Source organism: Dyella silvae (genome assembly GCF_026421305.1).
Lineage (GTDB): Bacteria > Pseudomonadota > Gammaproteobacteria > Xanthomonadales > Rhodanobacteraceae > Dyella > Dyella silvae.
Window position 1 is genome coordinate 518,804 of the sequence record NZ_JAPJBQ010000003.1, and the last position, 16,349, is coordinate 535,152.

A 16,349-nucleotide genomic window follows, 5' to 3' on the forward strand; every position below is an offset into this window, starting at 1 on the left:
GTGAAAAAGCTACATCGTCGTACTTTGCACGGCCGGCGCGATCTGCTCGCGCCGGCCGCTGCATTTCCGGAGCGCTATCCGGGTTTGCTACAGAGCGTGACGCACGGTACGCCGCAGTCTCGCTACGACATTCTGTTCGCCTTTCCGCAGGAACGTCTGACGCTGCATGCTGATGGTCGCCTGGTCGACGGGCAGGGAATTGAGCATCAGGGTCGCTTTCTCGATGCGCTCGATGAGGCGTGGCGTGGTGTTCGCTCGACGCATGACCATGCCGATGAACTGCCGTTTCATGGCGGTTGGTTGCTGCTACTCACCTACGAACTGGTGGGTGAAATCGAGTCGCGGCTACGCCTTCGCCCGCCCAGCCCCTTGCCGACGGCGCTGGCGATGCGTTGCCCGGCGGCGGTGATCGTGGATCACGCGCGTGGCTGCACCGTGCTGGTTGCCGAAGATGGGCACGATGCATCGCTGGACATCATGGAGGTGGACCTCGGCATCGATATGTCGGTGCCGGCGCTGGCGTCGCCGGATGTCATCGAAGAGGACGATCCCGTCGTTTTTCTTGATGGCGTTGAGCGCATTCATGATCACCTGCATGCTGGCGACATTTTTCAAGTCAACTTGTCGCGCGCATGGCGTGCGCATTACGCCACGCCGCCGCAACCGGCTCAGCTTTATCTGGCGCTGAGGCAGGCCAATCCAGCGCCTTTTGCCGGTTTGCTTCAACAAGCCGAATGGGCGGTGGTGAGTTCTTCGCCGGAGCGGCTGGTCGAAGTACGCGATGGTCTGGCTCAGACGCGCCCGATCGCTGGCACGCGACCGCGCACGCCGGGTGATGACGATCTGGCGCGCATTCGCGAGCTGACCTCGCATCCCAAGGAACGTGCCGAGCACGTGATGCTTATCGACCTGGAGCGCAATGACCTGGGGCGCGTATGCGTTCCGGGCACAGTCGAGGTCAATGAGCTGATGGTGGTGGAGAGCTACGCGCATGTGCACCACATCGTGTCGAATGTGCGGGGACGCTTGCGTAGCGATGTGACGCCAGGTCAGGTGATCGCCGCGACATTCCCGGGAGGCACCATCACTGGTTGCCCCAAGGTGCGTTGTATGGAAATCATCGCGGCGCTCGAGAATGCACCGCGTGGTGCCTATACGGGCGCGCTTGGCTATCTCGATCGCAACGGCGATCTCGATCTGAACATCCTCATCCGCACCTTCACGCTGGCGGGCTCCGACGTGACGCTGCGCGCCGGTGCAGGCATCGTGGCCGACTCGGTGGCGGAGAAAGAGCTGGATGAGACGCGTGCAAAAGCGCGCGGTTTGCTGCGTGCGCTGGGAGTGCAGGGCTGATGTCCGGCCTGGTGTTGGTGAACGGCATGCCGACAACGATGGTGTCGGTCTTCGATCGGGGTTTGTCCTACGGCGATGGTTTGTTCGAAACGATCCGCTTCGTGCGAGGCGAGGCGCCGTTGTGGTCAAGGCACATGCGGCGCCTGCAGGACAGCTGCGCACGCCTGCGGTTGCCCGAACCCGATGCCCAGCTGCTACTCGATGAAGCAGTGGCCGTTACGGTGGGACTCGAGCACGCCGTGGTGCGCATCACGCTGACGCGAGGCCTGGGGGAGCGAGGCTATGCACCTCCGGCGTCGCCGGTCATGTCACGCATCGTGGCAGGCTTCGACGCGCCGGTGATGAGCGGCCCTGCTTACGTTTGCGGAGTGCGCGTGTGTTGGTGTGAAACGCATCTGGCGCCGCAGCCCTTGCTGGCGGGCATGAAACACCTCAATCGCCTTGAGCAGGTACTGGCGCGAGCCGAGTGGTCGGACGCCGCCGTGATGGAAGGGCTGCTGCGTGATACGGATGGACTGGTGGTCTCCGGCACCATGACCAACCTGTTCGCCGTCATCGATGGCGTGCTGGTGACACCGGCAGTGGACCGTTGTGGTGTGGCCGGGGTTGCCCGTGCTGAAGTGCTGGCCTTCCGGCCTGACGCGCAAGTGGTGGCTCTGCGAGATGAAGATCTGGCGCGAGCCAGTGAAGTCTTCCTCAGCTCCAGCGTCCGGGGCATTCTGCCTGTTCAGGCCGTGGACGATACCGTGTATGTTCCCGGCCCAGTCACTCGTGCCTTGCAATGGCATTGGCACGACCTGGGATTCCCTATGGAGCAGGCATGAGGCAGAACAAGATGCAGGGGCGTGCGCTGTGGCGTGGCCTGATTGTGCTGGTATTGCTGGCGGTGGCGGGCAGCCTGATCTATGGCTGGATGGACTATCAGCGATTTGTCGGCACGCCGCTCGCTATATCTGCGCAAACGCCGAGCGTCGATGTGGCCAAGGGCAGCAATTTACGCGACGTGGTGGGTCAGTTGCGCGAGCAACATGTCACCCGCACGGGGCCGCTGTACTGGCGCGTGCTTGCTGAGCAATTGCGCGTGGCCGGGCGATTGCACGCGGGCGAGTACGCACTGACGGCGGGCATGACGCCACGCGACCTGTTGCTCAACATGGCCGCGGGGAAAGTACTGCAGCGCAACTTCACCATCGTCGATGGCTGGAATTTTCGCGATCTGCGCCAGGCGCTGGCCAAGGCCGACCGGCTGCGGCAGGACGGTGCGGGTCTGGACGATGCCGCGCTGATGGCGAAGATCGGTGCGACGGGTGAAATGCCTGAGGGGCGCTTTCTTCCCGAAACCTACGCCTATGTGAAGGGCGACAGCGATCTGGATATTCTGCGCCGCGCGCATGCCGCGATGGTAAAGATGCTCGATACGCTGTGGGCGCAGCGCGACAAGGATCTGCCGCTGGCTACGCCTTACGACGCGTTGATTCTCGCCTCGATCGTGGAGAAAGAGACGGGCAGGGCGGACGAGCGTGCGCGCATCGCTGGCGTGTTCGTTCGCCGCTTGCAGACGCACATGCTGCTGCAGACTGACCCTACCGTCATCTACGGCATGGGTGATGCGTATGCCGGCAACATCCACAAATCGGACCTCACCACCGACACGCCGTACAACACCTATACCCGTCCCGGTCTGCCGCCGACGCCGATTGCCATGCCCGGCAAGCCGGCCATCGATGCGGCGCTTCATCCTGCCGCGGGCACGGAGTTGTACTTTGTGGCGAAGGGTGACGGCACCCATGTGTTCTCCACAACGCTGGACGAGCACAATCACAACGTTGCCTGCTATCAGTTGAAGCGCTGCCAATGACATCACCGGCAAGGACACCGAGAGGAAAGCTCATCACGCTCGAAGGGGGCGAGGGTGCTGGCAAGAGCACCTTGCTCGCGGGGCTGCGCCAGCATCTGGTGGAGCAGGGCGTTGACCTGGTGCTGACGCGCGAGCCTGGCGGTACGCCACTCGGCGAGGCCGTGCGTGCCATCGTGCTTGATCCCGCACTCAGGGGCATGAGTGCCGAGACGGAACTGCTGCTGATGTTTGCTTCCCGCGCCCAGCTGGTGCGCGAATGTATCGAGCCGGCGCTGGCGGCTGGCCGTTGGGTGCTGTGCGACCGCTTCACGGATGCCAGTTACGCGTATCAGGGTGGCGGCCGCGGTATGCCGGTGGAACGCATCGCGACGCTCGAGCAATGGGCGGCCGATGGTCTGACGCCAGATCTCACCCTGCTACTTGATCTCCCCGTGGCAACCGGGCGCGCACGCGCTGCCGGCCGTGGCGAGGCAGATCGCATCGAGGCCGAGGCGGATGGTTTCTTCGAGCGCGTGCGCGCGGCGTATCGTGCGCGGGCTGCGGCCGAGCCCGGTCGTTTCCGCGTCATCGATGCCAGCCAGACACCTGCTGAGGTATTGGCTGCCGCCATCGAAGCCACCCGTCATCTGTTTGGAGCTATTGCGTGAACACCATGCCCTGGCACGCCGAGCACTGGTCGCGACTGCAGGCGCGCCGCACGCGTGATGCCATGCCTCATGCCTTGTTGCTGTGCGGGCCTGCCGGTCTCGGCAAGCGCGACTTCATGCATCGCTTTGCGCAAGGCTTGTTGTGCACGCAGGCGCCGGACGGCGAGCCTTGCGGGCAATGCCGTAGCTGCCAGTTGTTTGCGGCAGGCACGCACCCGGACTACGCCGTGCTCACGTTCGGCCTGCGCAAGGATGGTGTCCAGCGCAGCGAGATCGTTGTCGACCAGATTCGTGAACTGTCGGCGCGGCTGGCCATGGCCAGCCAGTTCGGCGGCTGGCAGATCGTGTGCATCGATCCTGCCGACGCGATGAATGCGGCGGCGGCCAATGCCTTGCTCAAAACGCTGGAAGAGCCATCGCCACAGACGTTGTTGCTGCTGGTTGCCGATGCGCCATGGCGCTTGCCGCAGACTATTCGCAGTCGCTGTCAGCGCATCGAATTTCACTTGCCATCACGAGACGAGGCGCTCGACTGGCTGCAGCACCAGGGTGTGAAGGATGCAGCCACAGCGCTGGACGCTGCCGGCGGTAATCCGGGACTCGCACGTGCGTGGGGAGAAGAGGGGGCGCTGGCGCGTCGCCAGGAAGTCCGCAAGGATCTGGGCGCGCTGGCCGCCGGTCGCGGCGAAGCGATGGAAGTGGCTAAGCGCTGGCTCGACAACGAACCCGAACAGCGTTTGTGGTTCGCTGCCCAGGCGGTGGCGGATGAGGCCCGGACGCGTGCGGCGGCAGGCGCGGGTCCGCTGGTCAGTCAGCTGGATGCCGAAGGGTTGGATCGGTGGTACATGGCCGCCAACCGTGCGCGCGAATCGCTGCGCGGACCGTTGCGTGGCGATCTGGTACTGCTGGAACTGCTGGCCTCCTGGCGTTGATCCGCCTTTTGCACGGAATGCCAGAGTGTCCACTGATACGCTGGGAAAGCCTTGTGACAGGCCGTCTGCCTACCCTGACGAGATGACGTTTTCCCCGCAACGCCGCCTCCCTGTTTGGTCCTGGCTATCCCTCCTCATCCTGCTGGTCATGCGACTGGCATGGCTTAACGCGTACGCGCTCAACTCCGACGAAGCGCAGCACGCGCATGTGGCGTGGGCCTGGACGCAAGGGCTGCTGCCGTATCGCGATGTTTTCGATAATCACGGCCCGTTATTCAGTTGGTTGCATTCCCCGCTGCTGGGTTGGCTGGACGGTCGCGTCGATGTCCTGACCTGGCTGCGGCTGGCGATGCAGGTTTGGTACGTCGTCGCGCTGGGTGCCGTTGGCTGGATGGCATCTCGCCTTTACGGCTGGCGCGTGGCCGCGGTGACGATGCTGGTGGCGGGACTGTTTCCTCGCTTTTTTATCGTCAGCGGCCAGTTCCGCACGGACGATATGTGGATGGCGATGTGGCTGCTCGGTCTGGCCTTTGTCGCCGGCGCGCCGCCGCGTGCATGGCGCTATTTCATGATGGGGTTGTCCATCGGGTGCGCGCTGTCGGTATCGCAGAAGACGCTGGTGCTGATCGCCACGGCGCTGGTGGCTGCCGTGGTCGTTCGCTGGCTGCGTCCGTCCGGCACGCCGCGTACCGGTATCCGGTGCTGGCTGGCGGCCCTGGCTGGGCTGCTGCTGGTGCCGGCCATCTTCACGTTATGGCTGGCGGCGCACGGTGTGCTGGGCGATGCGTGGTATGGGCTGGCCGGTTACAACGTGGGTGGCGGCGCAACCAAGCGTCATGCCGCGCAGCAGTTACTGTGGTTCCTGATCCTTGCGGCGATGCTGCTGGTGTTGTGCGTGCGCCAGGTGCGACGACGCGCCTTGCCGGAATTTGACTGGACCGTCTTTTTCGTTCTCCAGGGCGGCCTGTTTCTTCTGCTGATCTGGTTCGTCTGGCCGCTCATCACCAAGCAGGATTTTCTGCCGGTGTTGCCCACGCTCACACTGGCGATCGTGGGTGGGCTGTCCGGCTGGCGCTGGTTGCAGCAACGACCGCAGCTTCGCAGCTCGTTGGTGGTGTTGGCGCTGGCCATTGAGTTCGTGACTCTGATTGCTTACGCGCCGCCCTGGCGGGACGAGCTGGTGGCGCAGCGAGCCGAACTGACGATGGTGCTTCATTACACTGATCCGGGCGATACCGTGATGGATCCCAAGGGCGACACGATTTTTCGTGCGCGTCCTTACTACCCGGTCATCGAAAGCCTGGCCATGCTCAGGCTGCGGCGCGGGCAGATGGCCGACACCATTGCCGACGATCTGGTAAATCATCAGACCATGCTGGTGGTGGCGCGCCGCCTTCCTCGCGAAACGGCCGGCTTCGTCATGCGCAACTATGTGCCCGCAGGCGGCGATGTGATGGTGGCAGGCCGTATCCTTTCCACGCCTGCCACTGAGCAGACCATCGAAGTAAGTGTGCCGGGAGACTACGTAGTGACGGATGGCCATCAACGGTTGAGCGGCAGCCTCGACGGCGGGCCGGTGGCCGATCACTGGGTGATGGCGCCCGGCGTTCATCATCTCGCGCTGAATTCCGGTGCCCCGGTGGCCATGGTGTGGACCCAGGCCTTCGACCGCGGCTGGCGCCCCTTGTTGCCAGAGAGGCTCTGATATGGCGTTGAGCCTGAACGCCGGCACGCGCCTGCTGGTCATTGCCCCGCACCCGGATGATGAGTCGATCGCCACCGGCGAACTGATCCAGCAGGTGCGCCAGGCAGGCGGCGAAGTTCGAATCCTGCTGCTTACCAATGGCGACAACAATCCATGGCCACAGCGGTGGGTCGAGAAGCGCCTGCACATTGGCACCGATGAGCGGCGTCGATGGGGTGAGCGTCGCCGGGGCGAAGTGGCCAAGGCCCTGGCGCAGTTGGGGGTGGAGGCGTCGTCGTTTGAGGCGTTGAGCTGGCCCGATATGGGGGTTACGGATCGCCTACATGACGCACTGGCACCCTCGTTGGCCGCCATCACTGCCAGCCTGGAGGCCTGCCAGCCGAATCTGGTTGCCTTGCCGTCCCTGGGGGATCACCACCCGGATCACAGTGCGGCCCATGTCATCACCCGCCTGGCGGTCGACAGCTGGCAGGGGAAGGCCCCCCGGTTGCTCGCTTATCTGGTCCACGGCCGTGAAAGTCAGGTGACCGGCAAGGTGAAGCTCGACTCCTCGGTGGGGCTGCACGCCAACAAACTGGCCGCGCTGACCTGTCATCAAAGTCAGATGGCACTCAGCGGCAAACGTATGCGGCGCCTGGCGGACAGGGCCGAGCGTTACCAGTGGGTGAAGAGCATGGACCGAGGTACCGCCGTGCTGCCGTGGGAGCCTTCGCCGGTCCTGCAGCCCTGGATGCACCTGACCATGGCCGATCACAGCGGCGTGCGTAGCTGGCCGTGGCATCGGGCACCGCTGGCCCGCGATGGGCAGGGGCGGTACGTGCTGCACGGGTTGGCGGACGATGTCTCGGGGCCCCGCTTTGCCAAGCTCCATATGAACGTTCCGTCGCCCTGGATCTTCGACCGCTGGGGCTGGTGCGAGCTCTAGCGCGACAAGCTCGCCCTAGGCTCCCGTCACATTCTCTCGACAGGTCGCTTGTCGCCCCGGCGTCACGCTCGTTAGGATGCTCATCCGGGGCGCTTGCTCCGAGCGGTTTGCAGGAGCAACCATGAATCCGGTCATCGGCGCCCGCCAGGGCATTATTTCTTTGAAGATCAAGGACACGGCGTCGCTGTACAACGCCTACATGCCTTATTTGAAGAACGGTGGCCTGTTTGCGCCCACCGCCCAGAAGTACGCCCTGGGCGATGAAGTGGTGCTGCTGATCAACCTGACCGACGAAGGTGAACGCCTGTCGGTGGCAGGCAAGGTGGTCTGGGTCACCCCGGTTGGCGCACAGGGCAATCGCACCGCCGGCATCGGCGTGCAGTTCAACGAGAGCTCCGATGGCGAAGTGGCCCGCACCCGCATCGAGAACCTTCTGGTGGGTATGACCGGGTCTGAGCGCCCGACGCACACGATGTGAGCTTCCGCTCACTGGGGGGGGCATCCGCCCGCCTGTAAGACCTTGGTAGTAATACCTTGCGCAGCCGTCGAATCAGGCTCGCGCGAGCGTATGCAAACCCTCTTGAAAATACCGGTCAAGGCTTGTTGTTGTTAAGCGCGCTGATACAATGTCGCGATTCCCGACTCTGATCGTGGAAAGTCGGACGTTCACTGCTGTCCCTGGCATGTGACCGTACTGCATAACTCATGGCCTTCATCGGCCTGCTGAATCCGGTTCCGGACCGTTTCCCCCGACGGTCACTGATGCGCCAATGAAGGCGCGGAGGTACGTTTCACCGTGCTTGCCGAATACTGGCCCATTCTGCTGTTCATCGGCGTTGCCGCCGGCCTTGGCGTGGTGCTGCTGGCCATTGGCCTGCTAGCTGGCCCCCGTCGTCCCGAAGCGGAAAAGCTTTCGCCCTACGAGTGCGGCTTCGAGGCCTTCGAAGACGCGCGTATGCGTTTTGACGTGCGCTACTACTTGCTGGCGATTCTCTTCATCATTTTCGATCTGGAAATCGCCTTTCTGTTCCCGTGGGCAGTGGTGTTCCAGAAGATCGGCATCATCGCGCTGATTGAAATGGCGCTGTTCCTGCTGCTGCTGGTCATTGGTTTTGCTTACGTGTGGAAGAAGGGAGCACTGGAATGGGAGTGATCTCGTCCCTCGACCGGGTGATGCACAACCCGCAGCCGTTGAACCTGGTGGACGACATTCTGCGTCCGGCCGAGGACAACCCCGTTATCCAGCGCGGCTTCGCCACCACCAGCGTCGACGCGCTGATGAACTGGGCACGCACCGGTTCGATGTGGCCGATGACCTTTGGTCTCGCCTGTTGCGCCGTGGAAATGATGCATGCCGGCGCCGCGCGCCTGGATCTGGACCGCTACGGCGTGGTGTTCCGTCCGAGTCCGCGCCAGTCCGACGTGATGATCGTGGCCGGCACCCTCGTCAACAAGATGGCCCCGGCGCTGCGCAAGGTCTACGACCAGATGCCGGATCCCAAGTGGGTCATCTCCATGGGTAGCTGCGCCAATGGTGGCGGCTATTACCACTACTCGTATTCGGTGGTGCGCGGCTGCGATCGCATCGTGCCGGTGGACATCTACGTGCCGGGCTGCCCGCCGACGGCCGAAGCGCTGATCCACGGCATTCTGCAGTTGCAGAAGAAGATCCGCCGCACCAACACCATCGCGCGTTCTTAAAAGGCGCAGCTGAGCCATGACTGATACTCCGATCAACTCGCTGGCCGAGCGCCTGTCTGCGCGATTCGGCGACACGCTGAAGATCAGCGTCGCCCGCAATGAAGTCACCGCTGAAGTGGCCGCTGCCGATCTGCTCGCAGTGGCCGTCGCGCTGCGTGATGAGGCACCGTTCCGTTTCGGCGTGCCGATCGACGTCTGCGGCGTCGACTACATGAGCTACGGCCAGACCGAGTGGGACACGGAAACCGTGTCCGGCACCGGCTTCTCGCGTGGCGTGGAAGGCGAGGCCATGGGCCGTTTCGCGTGGTCCGACCGTCCGCGTCCCGATACGCTGCCGAATCGCTTTGCGTCCGTCGTGCACCTCCTGTCGCTGGAAAACAATCAGCGTTTGCGCCTGCGCGTCTTCTGCGAAGACGACACGCTGCCGGTGGTGCCGTCGCTGACCGGCATCTGGCCGGGCGTGAACTGGTTCGAGCGCGAGTCGTTCGACCTGTTCGGCATTGTTTACGAAGGCCATCCGGACCTGCGCCGCATCCTCACCGACTACGGTTTCGTGGGTCATCCGTTCCGCAAGGATTTCCCGCTGATCGGCAACGTCGAAGTGCGCTACGACCCCGAGCAGAAGCGCGTGGTGTACGAACCCGTGTCGATCGAACCGCGTGTGCTGGTGCCGCGCGTCATCCGTGACGATGCCGACCTGCTGCAGGCCAAGGCCGAAGCAGCCGATAACTGGCGGAACAACTGATCATGCAAGAGATCCGCAATTACACGATGAACTTCGGCCCGCAGCATCCTGCTGCGCACGGCGTGCTGCGCCTGGTGCTGGAGATGGACGGCGAAACCATCGTCCGTGCCGATCCGCACGTGGGCCTGCTCCACCGCGGCACGGAAAAGCTGGCCGAGTCCAAGCCGTTCAATCAGTCGATCGGCTACATGGATCGCCTCGACTATGTGTCGATGATGTGCAACGAGCACGCCTACGTGCGCGCCATCGAAACCCTGATGGGGATCGAGGTGCCGGAGCGTGCGCAGTACATCCGCACCATGTTCGACGAAATCACCCGCATCCTGAACCACCTGATGTGGATCGGCTCCAACGCGCTCGACCTGGGTGCGATGGCCGTGTTCCTGTACGCGTTCCGTGAGCGCGAGGAACTGATGGACGTCTACGAGGCGGTGTCGGGCGCGCGCATGCACGCGACCTACTATCGTCCGGGCGGCGTCTATCGCGACCTCCCGAATCAGATGTCGCAGTACCGCGAGTCGCCCTGGCACAAGGGCGCGGACCTCAAGCGCCTCAACAGCTGGCGCGAAGGCTCCATGCTCGACTACCTCGAAGCGTTTACCAGCGACTTCCCGACCAAGGTGGACGAGTACGAGGAACTGCTCACCAATAACCGCATCTGGAAGCAGCGTACCGTCGGCATCGGCGTCATCTCGCCCGAAATGGCCCAGGCCTGGGGCATGACAGGTGTGATGCTGCGCGGTTCGGGCATCGAGTGGGATCTGCGCAAGAAGCAGCCGTACGCCAAGTACGCCGAGATGGATTTCGACATTCCGGTGGCTTCGGGCGGCGACTGCTACGACCGTTACCTGGTACGCGTCGAAGAGATGCGCCAGTCCAACCGCATCATCCAGCAGTGCGTGAAGTGGCTGAAGGCCAACCCCGGCCCGGTCATCGTGCAGAACTACAAGGTCGCTCCGCCTCATCGTGAAGACATGAAGGAGGACATGGAAGCGCTGATTCACCACTTCAAGTTGTTCACCGAAGGCTACGGCGTGCCGGCAGGCGAGACGTACGCGGCGGTGGAAGCACCGAAGGGTGAGTTCGGCTGCTACCTGGTGTCGGACGGTGCGAACAAGCCGTTCCGCGTGCACCTGCGCGCACCGGGTTTTGCCCATCTTTCGTCGATGGACGCCATCGTGCGTGGCCACATGCTGGCCGACGTGGTGGCGATGATCGGTACCTATGACCTCGTGTTCGGCGAAGTCGATCGCTGAGCCCGGAGGAAAGCACACATGAAAGCCACCGGAAATTACGAGCAGGTCAAGAACGTCGACCCGCTCGTCGTACTCAACGAACACACTCGTCATCACATCGAGGAGTGGGTTGCCCGTTTTCCTGCGGACCGCAAGCGTTCGGCGCTGATCCAGTCGCTGTTTGCCGCGCAGGAGCAGAACCACGGCTTCCTCACCGATGAGCTGATCACCGCGGTTGCCAAGTACCTCGAGCTGCCCGCCGTGTGGGCCTACGAGGTCGCCAGCTTCTACTCGATGCTCGAGACCAAGCCGGTAGGCCGCAACAACGTCGCCATTTGCACCAACATCTCGTGCTGGCTCAATGGCGCCGATGAGCTGGTGGCGCACGCCGAGAAGAAGCTGGGCATCAAGCTGGGCGAAAGCACGGCCGATGGCCGCGTGTATCTGAAGCGCGAAGAAGAATGCATCGCCGCTTGCGCCAACGCGCCGGCGATGACCGTCAATGGTCACTACCACGAGCGTCTCTCGATCCAGAAGATCGACGAAATTCTCGACGGTCTCAAGTAAGGGCAGGGCGCAATGGCTTACGGACCCGCACCCAAAGAACATCAGGTCGTCTACACCACGCTGCATTTTGACAAGCCGTGGGCAATGGACAGCTACACCCAGGTCGGTGGTTATGAAGCGTGGAAGAAGATCCTCGCCGAGAAGCCCGATCCGAACACGCTGATCGAAGAGATCAAGAAGAGCAATCTGCGTGGCCGTGGCGGCGCAGGCTTCCCGACCGGTCTGAAGTGGTCCTTCATGCCGAAGGGCGACATGCAGAAGTACATTCTCTGCAACTCGGACGAATCCGAGCCGGGCACCTGCAAAGACCGCGACATCCTGCGCTTCAACCCGCACTCGGTGATCGAAGGCATGGCGATCGCGTGCTATTGCACGGGCTCGACCGTCGCCTACAACTACCTGCGTGGTGAGTTCCATCACGAGCCTTTCGAGCACTTCGAAGAGGCCCTGAAGGAAGCGTACGCCGCCGGCCTGCTCGGCAAGAACATCCAGGGAACCGGCATCAACGTGGACATCTATGGCGCACTCGGCGCCGGTGCCTACATCTGCGGCGAAGAAACCGCGTTGATGGAATCGCTGGAAGGCAAGAAGGGCCAGCCGCGCTTCAAGCCGCCGTTCCCGGCCAACTTCGGTCTGTACGGCAAGCCCAGCACCATCAACAACACCGAAACCTACGCCTCGGTGCCGGCCATCCTGCGCAAGGGTGCCGACTGGTTCCTGGCGCAGAGCAAGACCAAGAACGGTGGCCCGAAGATCTTCTCGGTCTCCGGCTGCGTGCAGAAGGGCGGCAACTTCGAAGTGCCGCTGGGTACCACCTTCGACGAACTGCTGGAAATGGCCGGTGGCCTGCGTCCGGGTCGCACGCTGAAGGGAGCGATCCCCGGTGGCGTGTCCATGCCGGTGCTGCGCGCCGAGCAGCTGAAGGGTCTGCCGTTCGACTACGACACCCTGCGTGACCTCAAGACGGGCCTCGGTTCGGGCGCCATCGTGGTGCTCGACGACACCGTCTGCACGGTCCGTTTCACTCGCCGCATCTCGCAGTTCTTCCACAAGGAAAGCTGCGGTCAGTGCACCCCGTGCCGCGAAGGCACCGGCTGGATGCACCGCGTGCTGGATCGCATCGTGGCCGGGCAGGGCACGATGGACGACCTGCATCGCCTCAAGGCCATTGCCGGCCAGATCGAAGGCCACACCATCTGCGCGTTCGGCGAAGCCGCCGCGTGGCCGGTGCAGGGCTTCCTGCGCCAGTTCTGGGATGAATTTGAGTACTACATCGTCAACGGTCGCTCCATCGTCGACGACAAGCTTGGAGCCGCCGCATGAGTGCGCAGCCCACTACGCCTAATCTTGACCTGCTGAACATCGAGATCGACGGCAAGCCCACGCAGATCCGCAAGGGCGCCATGATCATCGAAGCGGCCGACGCCATTGGCGTGTCGATCCCGCGTTTCTGCTATCACCGCAAGCTGCCGATCGCCGCCAACTGCCGTATGTGCTTGGTGGAAGTGGAAATGGGCGGCAAGCCCATGCCCAAGCCACAGCCGGCCTGCGCCACTCCGGTGGCCGAAGGCATGAAGGTGAAGACCCGTACCGACGTCGCTCTGAAGTATCAGAAGGACGTCATGGAATTCCTGCTGATCAACCACCCGCTGGATTGCCCGATCTGCGATCAGGGCGGCGAGTGCGAACTGCAGGACGTCGCGCTGGGTTACGGCCGCAGCGTGTCGCGCTACACCGAGCGCAAGCGCACCATCGCCGACGAGAACCTCGGCCCGCTGGTTGCCACCGAGATGACCCGCTGCATCCAGTGCACGCGTTGCGTGCGCTTCACCAGCGAAATCGCCGGTACGTACGAGCTGGGCGGTATGAGCCGCGGCGACAACCTGCAGATCGGCACGTACATCGGCAAGACCATCGAGACGGAACTGTCGGGCAACATCATCGACGTTTGCCCGGTGGGCGCGCTCACCAACAAGCCGTTCCAGTTCCAGGCACGCGCCTGGGAGCTGGTCGCCAAGCCGTCCATCGCGTACCACGATGCGCTGGGTTCCAACCTGTGGCTGCACACGCGCCGCGGTGAGGTGCTGCGCACGGTGCCGCGCGACAACGAATCGATCAACGAGTGCTGGCTGTCCGACCGCGACCGCTACAGCCACCAGGGTCTCTACGCGGAAGATCGCGTAAAGGCTCCGCAGGTGAAGCGCAACGGCCAGTGGCAGACCACGACGTGGGAACACGCCCTGGGCGCCGCGGCCGAAGCGCTGAAGGCTGTGCCGGGCAGCGACCTGGGCATGCTGGCGCATCCGGCAACCACCAACGAAGAAGGCGACCTGCTGGTACGTCTGGCGCGTGGTCTGGGCAGCGCGCACATGGATCACCGCGTGCGTCAGCTCGATTTCGCCGACAACGCCGTGGCGACTGCTTTTGGCAAGCCGGTGGCCGAACTGGACAAGGTCAAGGCTGCGTTGCTGGTCGGCTCCGATCTGCGCCACGAACTGCCGCTGGTGAATCACCGCATTCATCAGGCTGTGAAGAAGGGCGCCAAGGTCTACGCCGTCAATCCGGCGAGCTTCAACTTCAACTACAAGCTGGCTGGCGAAGCCATCGTCGCGCCGCAGGCGCTGGTCGATGCGCTGCTGTCGCTGGCCAAGGCTGCTGTCGAAGCAGGTGCTGCTGCGCCGTCCGCGCTGGCCGCTGCCATCAACGGCGCCTCGTCCGATCAGGGCGACAAGGACGCCATTGCCGACCTGAAGAACGGCAACGCCGTGGTCATCCTGGGCGAAGCAGCCATCACGCATCCGCAGGCCTCGTGGCTGCGCGCCGTGGCCCACTTCATCGCGGAAGCCACCGGTGCCGGCTACAACGAACTGCCGGTCGGCGCGAACGCTATCGGTCTGGCTCGCGTGGGCTTGCTGCCGGGTAACGGCGGGCTCGACGCCCAGGCGATGCTGGCCCAGCCGCGCAAGGCCTATGTGCTGTACGGCGTGGAGCTGCAGGACGTCGCCGATGGTGCTGCATTCCTCAAGGCATTGAAGGGTGCTGAGCGCGTCGTCGCGTTCTCCGCTTTCGCCAGCCCGGAGCTGCGCGACATCGCCGACGTGATTCTGCCGATGGCGTTGCTGCCGGAAACCGACGGCACGCTGGTGAACGTCGATGGCCTGTCGCAGAGCGTGGCCGCTGGTGCGAAGGCACCGGGTGACGCGCGTTCGGGCTGGAAGGTGCTACGTGCGCTCGGCGGCGTGCTCAAGGTCGCGGGCTTTGAGTTCGACGATCTTGCCGGTCTGCGCGAAGGCATCAGTGAGCGCACGCATCAGCCGCGCGCTGAGCTGGCCTCGCGTCCGTCCGTCAGCGGTCTGAGCCGACTGGCCACCTGGCCGATCTATCGCACCGATGCTGTCCTCCGCCGCGCCACGGCACTGAGCAAGCACCCGCTGAACCGCGCGCCTGCCGTGCGCGTGAATGCAGGTGAGGCACAGCGCCTGGGCCTCAGCGAAGGTTCCGCTGTGCGCGTTGCCGACGCCGTGCTGCCGCTGGTGATCGATGTGACGGTGCCTGATGGCGCCGCATGGATCGAAGCGGCACACGCCGACACCGTCACGCTGCCGCCTTACGGCGCGGCCCTCACCCTGAGCAAGGCGTAATCACATGGGCGAACAGATTTTCAACCAGGTGATCTGGCCGGTCCTTGGCGTTCTGGCCATCGTGCTACCGCTGGTGATCACGGTGGCGTTGTACGTGTGGTGGGAGCGTAAGGTCCTCGGCTGGATGCACGTGCGTATGGGACCCAACAAAATCGGTCCCTTCGGCCTGTTGCAGGCCTTCGCTGACGTGACCAAGCTGTTGCTGAAGGAAGTGATTCTTCCGACCAGCGCAAACAAGGCGCTGTATTACATGGCGCCGCTGCTTGCCCTGATCCCGGCACTGGCGGCCTGGGCGGTTATTCCGTTCAACGACAAGCTGGTGCTGGCCAACGTCAATGCGGGCGTGCTTTACCTGCTGGCCATGACGTCGCTGGGTGTCTACGGCATCATTCTCGCCGGCTGGGCCTCCAACTCGCGTTATGCGCTGCTGGGTGCGATGCGTTCGGCCGCACAGGTGATCTCGTACGAACTGGCCATGGGCCTGTGCCTGGTGTGCGTGCTGGTGCTGGCGGGTTCGCTCAACCTGACCGACATCGTGCATGCGCAGGGCGGTTCAAAGGGCATCTTCGATTGGTTCATGTGGCCGCTGCTGCCGGTCTTCGTTATCTACTTCGTCTCGGGCGTGGCTGAAACCAACCGTGCTCCGTTCGACGTGGCGGAAGGCGAGTCCGAAATCGTCGCGGGCTTCCACGTGGAATATTCCGGCTCGGCGTTCGCGCTGTTCTTCCTGGCCGAATACGCCAACATGATCCTGGTCAGCTTCCTGGCTTCGATCCTGTTCATGGGTGGCTGGCTGTCGCCGTTCCCCGCTTCGTGGGGCTTCCTCGGCACCGACAGCATCCTGTGGCTGTTCGTGAAGGTCTTCATTTTTGCATTCCTCTTCCTGTGGTTCCGCGCCAGCTTCCCGCGCTACCGCTATGACCAGATCATGCGTCTGGGCTGGAAGGTATTCATTCCCATCACCATCGTCTGGGTCCTCGTCGCCGGCTGTATGAAGTATTTCGGCTGGGTCACCGTCGGCACGGGAGGCTGAAGAAAAC

At 63.5% G+C, this 16,349-nt stretch carries 16 protein-coding genes; all 16 read left to right on the forward strand.

Going from position 1 to position 16,349, the window contains the following annotated elements; genetic code table 11:
* The 16 genes from OQE56_RS10865 to nuoH all read left to right on the forward strand — a co-directional run bounded on the left by OQE56_RS10865 (position 1) and on the right by nuoH (position 16,342).
* Positions 1 to 1,353 carry an aminodeoxychorismate synthase component I gene (locus tag OQE56_RS10865; RefSeq protein ID WP_267224244.1) on the forward strand — a complete coding sequence of 451 codons (1,353 nt, stop codon included), beginning with the start codon at positions 1 to 3 and terminating at the stop codon, positions 1,351 to 1,353.
* A complete protein-coding gene (gene pabC, locus OQE56_RS10870) occupies positions 1,353 to 2,177 on the forward strand; it encodes an aminodeoxychorismate lyase (protein ID WP_267224246.1) in 825 nt (274 codons plus the stop codon). The genes OQE56_RS10865 and pabC overlap by 1 nt, the downstream gene beginning before the upstream one ends.
* Positions 2,174 to 3,211 carry an endolytic transglycosylase MltG gene (gene mltG / locus OQE56_RS10875; RefSeq protein WP_267224248.1) on the forward strand — a complete coding sequence of 346 codons (1,038 nt, stop codon included), beginning with the start codon at positions 2,174 to 2,176 and terminating at the stop codon, positions 3,209 to 3,211. Before pabC ends, mltG begins: the two co-directional genes overlap by 4 nt.
* Positions 3,208 to 3,858 (forward strand): dTMP kinase, encoded by a 651-nt coding sequence (gene tmk, locus OQE56_RS10880; RefSeq protein ID WP_267224250.1) that lies wholly within the window; start codon positions 3,208 to 3,210, stop codon positions 3,856 to 3,858. The genes mltG and tmk overlap by 4 nt, the downstream gene beginning before the upstream one ends.
* Positions 3,855 to 4,790 carry a DNA polymerase III subunit delta' gene (gene holB, locus OQE56_RS10885; RefSeq protein WP_267224252.1) on the forward strand — a complete coding sequence of 312 codons (936 nt, stop codon included), beginning with the start codon at positions 3,855 to 3,857 and terminating at the stop codon, positions 4,788 to 4,790. Before tmk ends, holB begins: the two co-directional genes overlap by 4 nt.
* Before the next feature lie 148 nt (positions 4,791 to 4,938).
* A complete protein-coding gene (locus OQE56_RS10890) occupies positions 4,939 to 6,495 on the forward strand; it encodes a hypothetical protein (RefSeq protein ID WP_267224254.1) in 1,557 nt (518 codons plus the stop codon).
* Position 6,496: 1 nt separating this feature from the next.
* The gene (locus OQE56_RS10895; RefSeq protein WP_267224256.1) at positions 6,497 to 7,420 is read left to right on the forward strand and encodes a PIG-L deacetylase family protein; all 924 of its coding nucleotides are present in this window, start codon (positions 6,497 to 6,499) and stop codon (positions 7,418 to 7,420) included.
* Between the two features lie 121 nt (positions 7,421 to 7,541).
* Positions 7,542 to 7,898 (forward strand): PilZ domain-containing protein, encoded by a 357-nt coding sequence (locus OQE56_RS10900; protein WP_267224259.1) that lies wholly within the window; start codon positions 7,542 to 7,544, stop codon positions 7,896 to 7,898.
* Positions 7,899 to 8,216: 318 nt separating this feature from the next.
* Positions 8,217 to 8,573 carry an NADH-quinone oxidoreductase subunit A gene (locus OQE56_RS10905; RefSeq protein WP_267224260.1) on the forward strand — a complete coding sequence of 119 codons (357 nt, stop codon included), beginning with the start codon at positions 8,217 to 8,219 and terminating at the stop codon, positions 8,571 to 8,573.
* Complete coding sequence (locus OQE56_RS10910) at positions 8,564 to 9,121, forward strand: NuoB/complex I 20 kDa subunit family protein (protein ID WP_026034090.1); 558 nt, start codon at positions 8,564 to 8,566, stop codon at positions 9,119 to 9,121. Before OQE56_RS10905 ends, OQE56_RS10910 begins: the two co-directional genes overlap by 10 nt.
* Before the next feature lie 16 nt (positions 9,122 to 9,137).
* Positions 9,138 to 9,866, forward strand: a complete 729-nt coding sequence (locus tag OQE56_RS10915; protein WP_267224263.1) for an NADH-quinone oxidoreductase subunit C — start codon at positions 9,138 to 9,140, stop codon at positions 9,864 to 9,866.
* 2 nt (positions 9,867 to 9,868) lie between these two features.
* Positions 9,869 to 11,122: an NADH-quinone oxidoreductase subunit D gene (locus OQE56_RS10920; RefSeq protein ID WP_267224265.1), complete on the forward strand. Its 1,254-nt coding sequence runs from the start codon at positions 9,869 to 9,871 to the stop codon at positions 11,120 to 11,122.
* An 18-nt stretch (positions 11,123 to 11,140) separates the two neighbouring features.
* Complete coding sequence (gene nuoE / locus OQE56_RS10925) at positions 11,141 to 11,668, forward strand: NADH-quinone oxidoreductase subunit NuoE (RefSeq protein ID WP_267224267.1); 528 nt, start codon at positions 11,141 to 11,143, stop codon at positions 11,666 to 11,668.
* 12 nt (positions 11,669 to 11,680) lie between these two features.
* The gene (gene nuoF, locus OQE56_RS10930; protein WP_267224270.1) at positions 11,681 to 12,991 is read left to right on the forward strand and encodes an NADH-quinone oxidoreductase subunit NuoF; all 1,311 of its coding nucleotides are present in this window, start codon (positions 11,681 to 11,683) and stop codon (positions 12,989 to 12,991) included.
* A complete protein-coding gene (gene nuoG, locus OQE56_RS10935; RefSeq protein WP_267224272.1) occupies positions 12,988 to 15,309 on the forward strand; it encodes an NADH-quinone oxidoreductase subunit NuoG in 2,322 nt (773 codons plus the stop codon). The genes nuoF and nuoG overlap by 4 nt, the downstream gene beginning before the upstream one ends.
* 4 nt (positions 15,310 to 15,313) lie before the next feature.
* A complete protein-coding gene (gene nuoH, locus OQE56_RS10940; protein WP_267224274.1) occupies positions 15,314 to 16,342 on the forward strand; it encodes an NADH-quinone oxidoreductase subunit NuoH in 1,029 nt (342 codons plus the stop codon).
* Positions 16,343 to 16,349: the final 7 nt, after the last annotated feature.

Coding starts and splice junctions, on each gene's coding strand:
- pabC (WP_267224246.1), top strand. CDS start 1,353: ATGTCCGGCCTGGTGTTGGTGAACGGCATGCCGACAACGATGGTGTCG.
- mltG (WP_267224248.1), top strand. CDS start 2,174: ATGAGGCAGAACAAGATGCAGGGGCGTGCGCTGTGGCGTGGCCTGATT.
- tmk (WP_267224250.1), top strand. CDS start 3,208: ATGACATCACCGGCAAGGACACCGAGAGGAAAGCTCATCACGCTCGAA.
- OQE56_RS10890 (WP_267224254.1), top strand. CDS start 4,939: ATGCGACTGGCATGGCTTAACGCGTACGCGCTCAACTCCGACGAAGCG.
- OQE56_RS10895 (WP_267224256.1), top strand. CDS start 6,497: ATGGCGTTGAGCCTGAACGCCGGCACGCGCCTGCTGGTCATTGCCCCG.
- OQE56_RS10900 (WP_267224259.1), top strand. CDS start 7,542: ATGAATCCGGTCATCGGCGCCCGCCAGGGCATTATTTCTTTGAAGATC.
- OQE56_RS10910 (WP_026034090.1), top strand. CDS start 8,564: ATGGGAGTGATCTCGTCCCTCGACCGGGTGATGCACAACCCGCAGCCG.
- OQE56_RS10915 (WP_267224263.1), top strand. CDS start 9,138: ATGACTGATACTCCGATCAACTCGCTGGCCGAGCGCCTGTCTGCGCGA.
- OQE56_RS10920 (WP_267224265.1), top strand. CDS start 9,869: ATGCAAGAGATCCGCAATTACACGATGAACTTCGGCCCGCAGCATCCT.
- nuoE (WP_267224267.1), top strand. CDS start 11,141: ATGAAAGCCACCGGAAATTACGAGCAGGTCAAGAACGTCGACCCGCTC.
- nuoF (WP_267224270.1), top strand. CDS start 11,681: ATGGCTTACGGACCCGCACCCAAAGAACATCAGGTCGTCTACACCACG.
- nuoG (WP_267224272.1), top strand. CDS start 12,988: ATGAGTGCGCAGCCCACTACGCCTAATCTTGACCTGCTGAACATCGAG.
- nuoH (WP_267224274.1), top strand. CDS start 15,314: ATGGGCGAACAGATTTTCAACCAGGTGATCTGGCCGGTCCTTGGCGTT.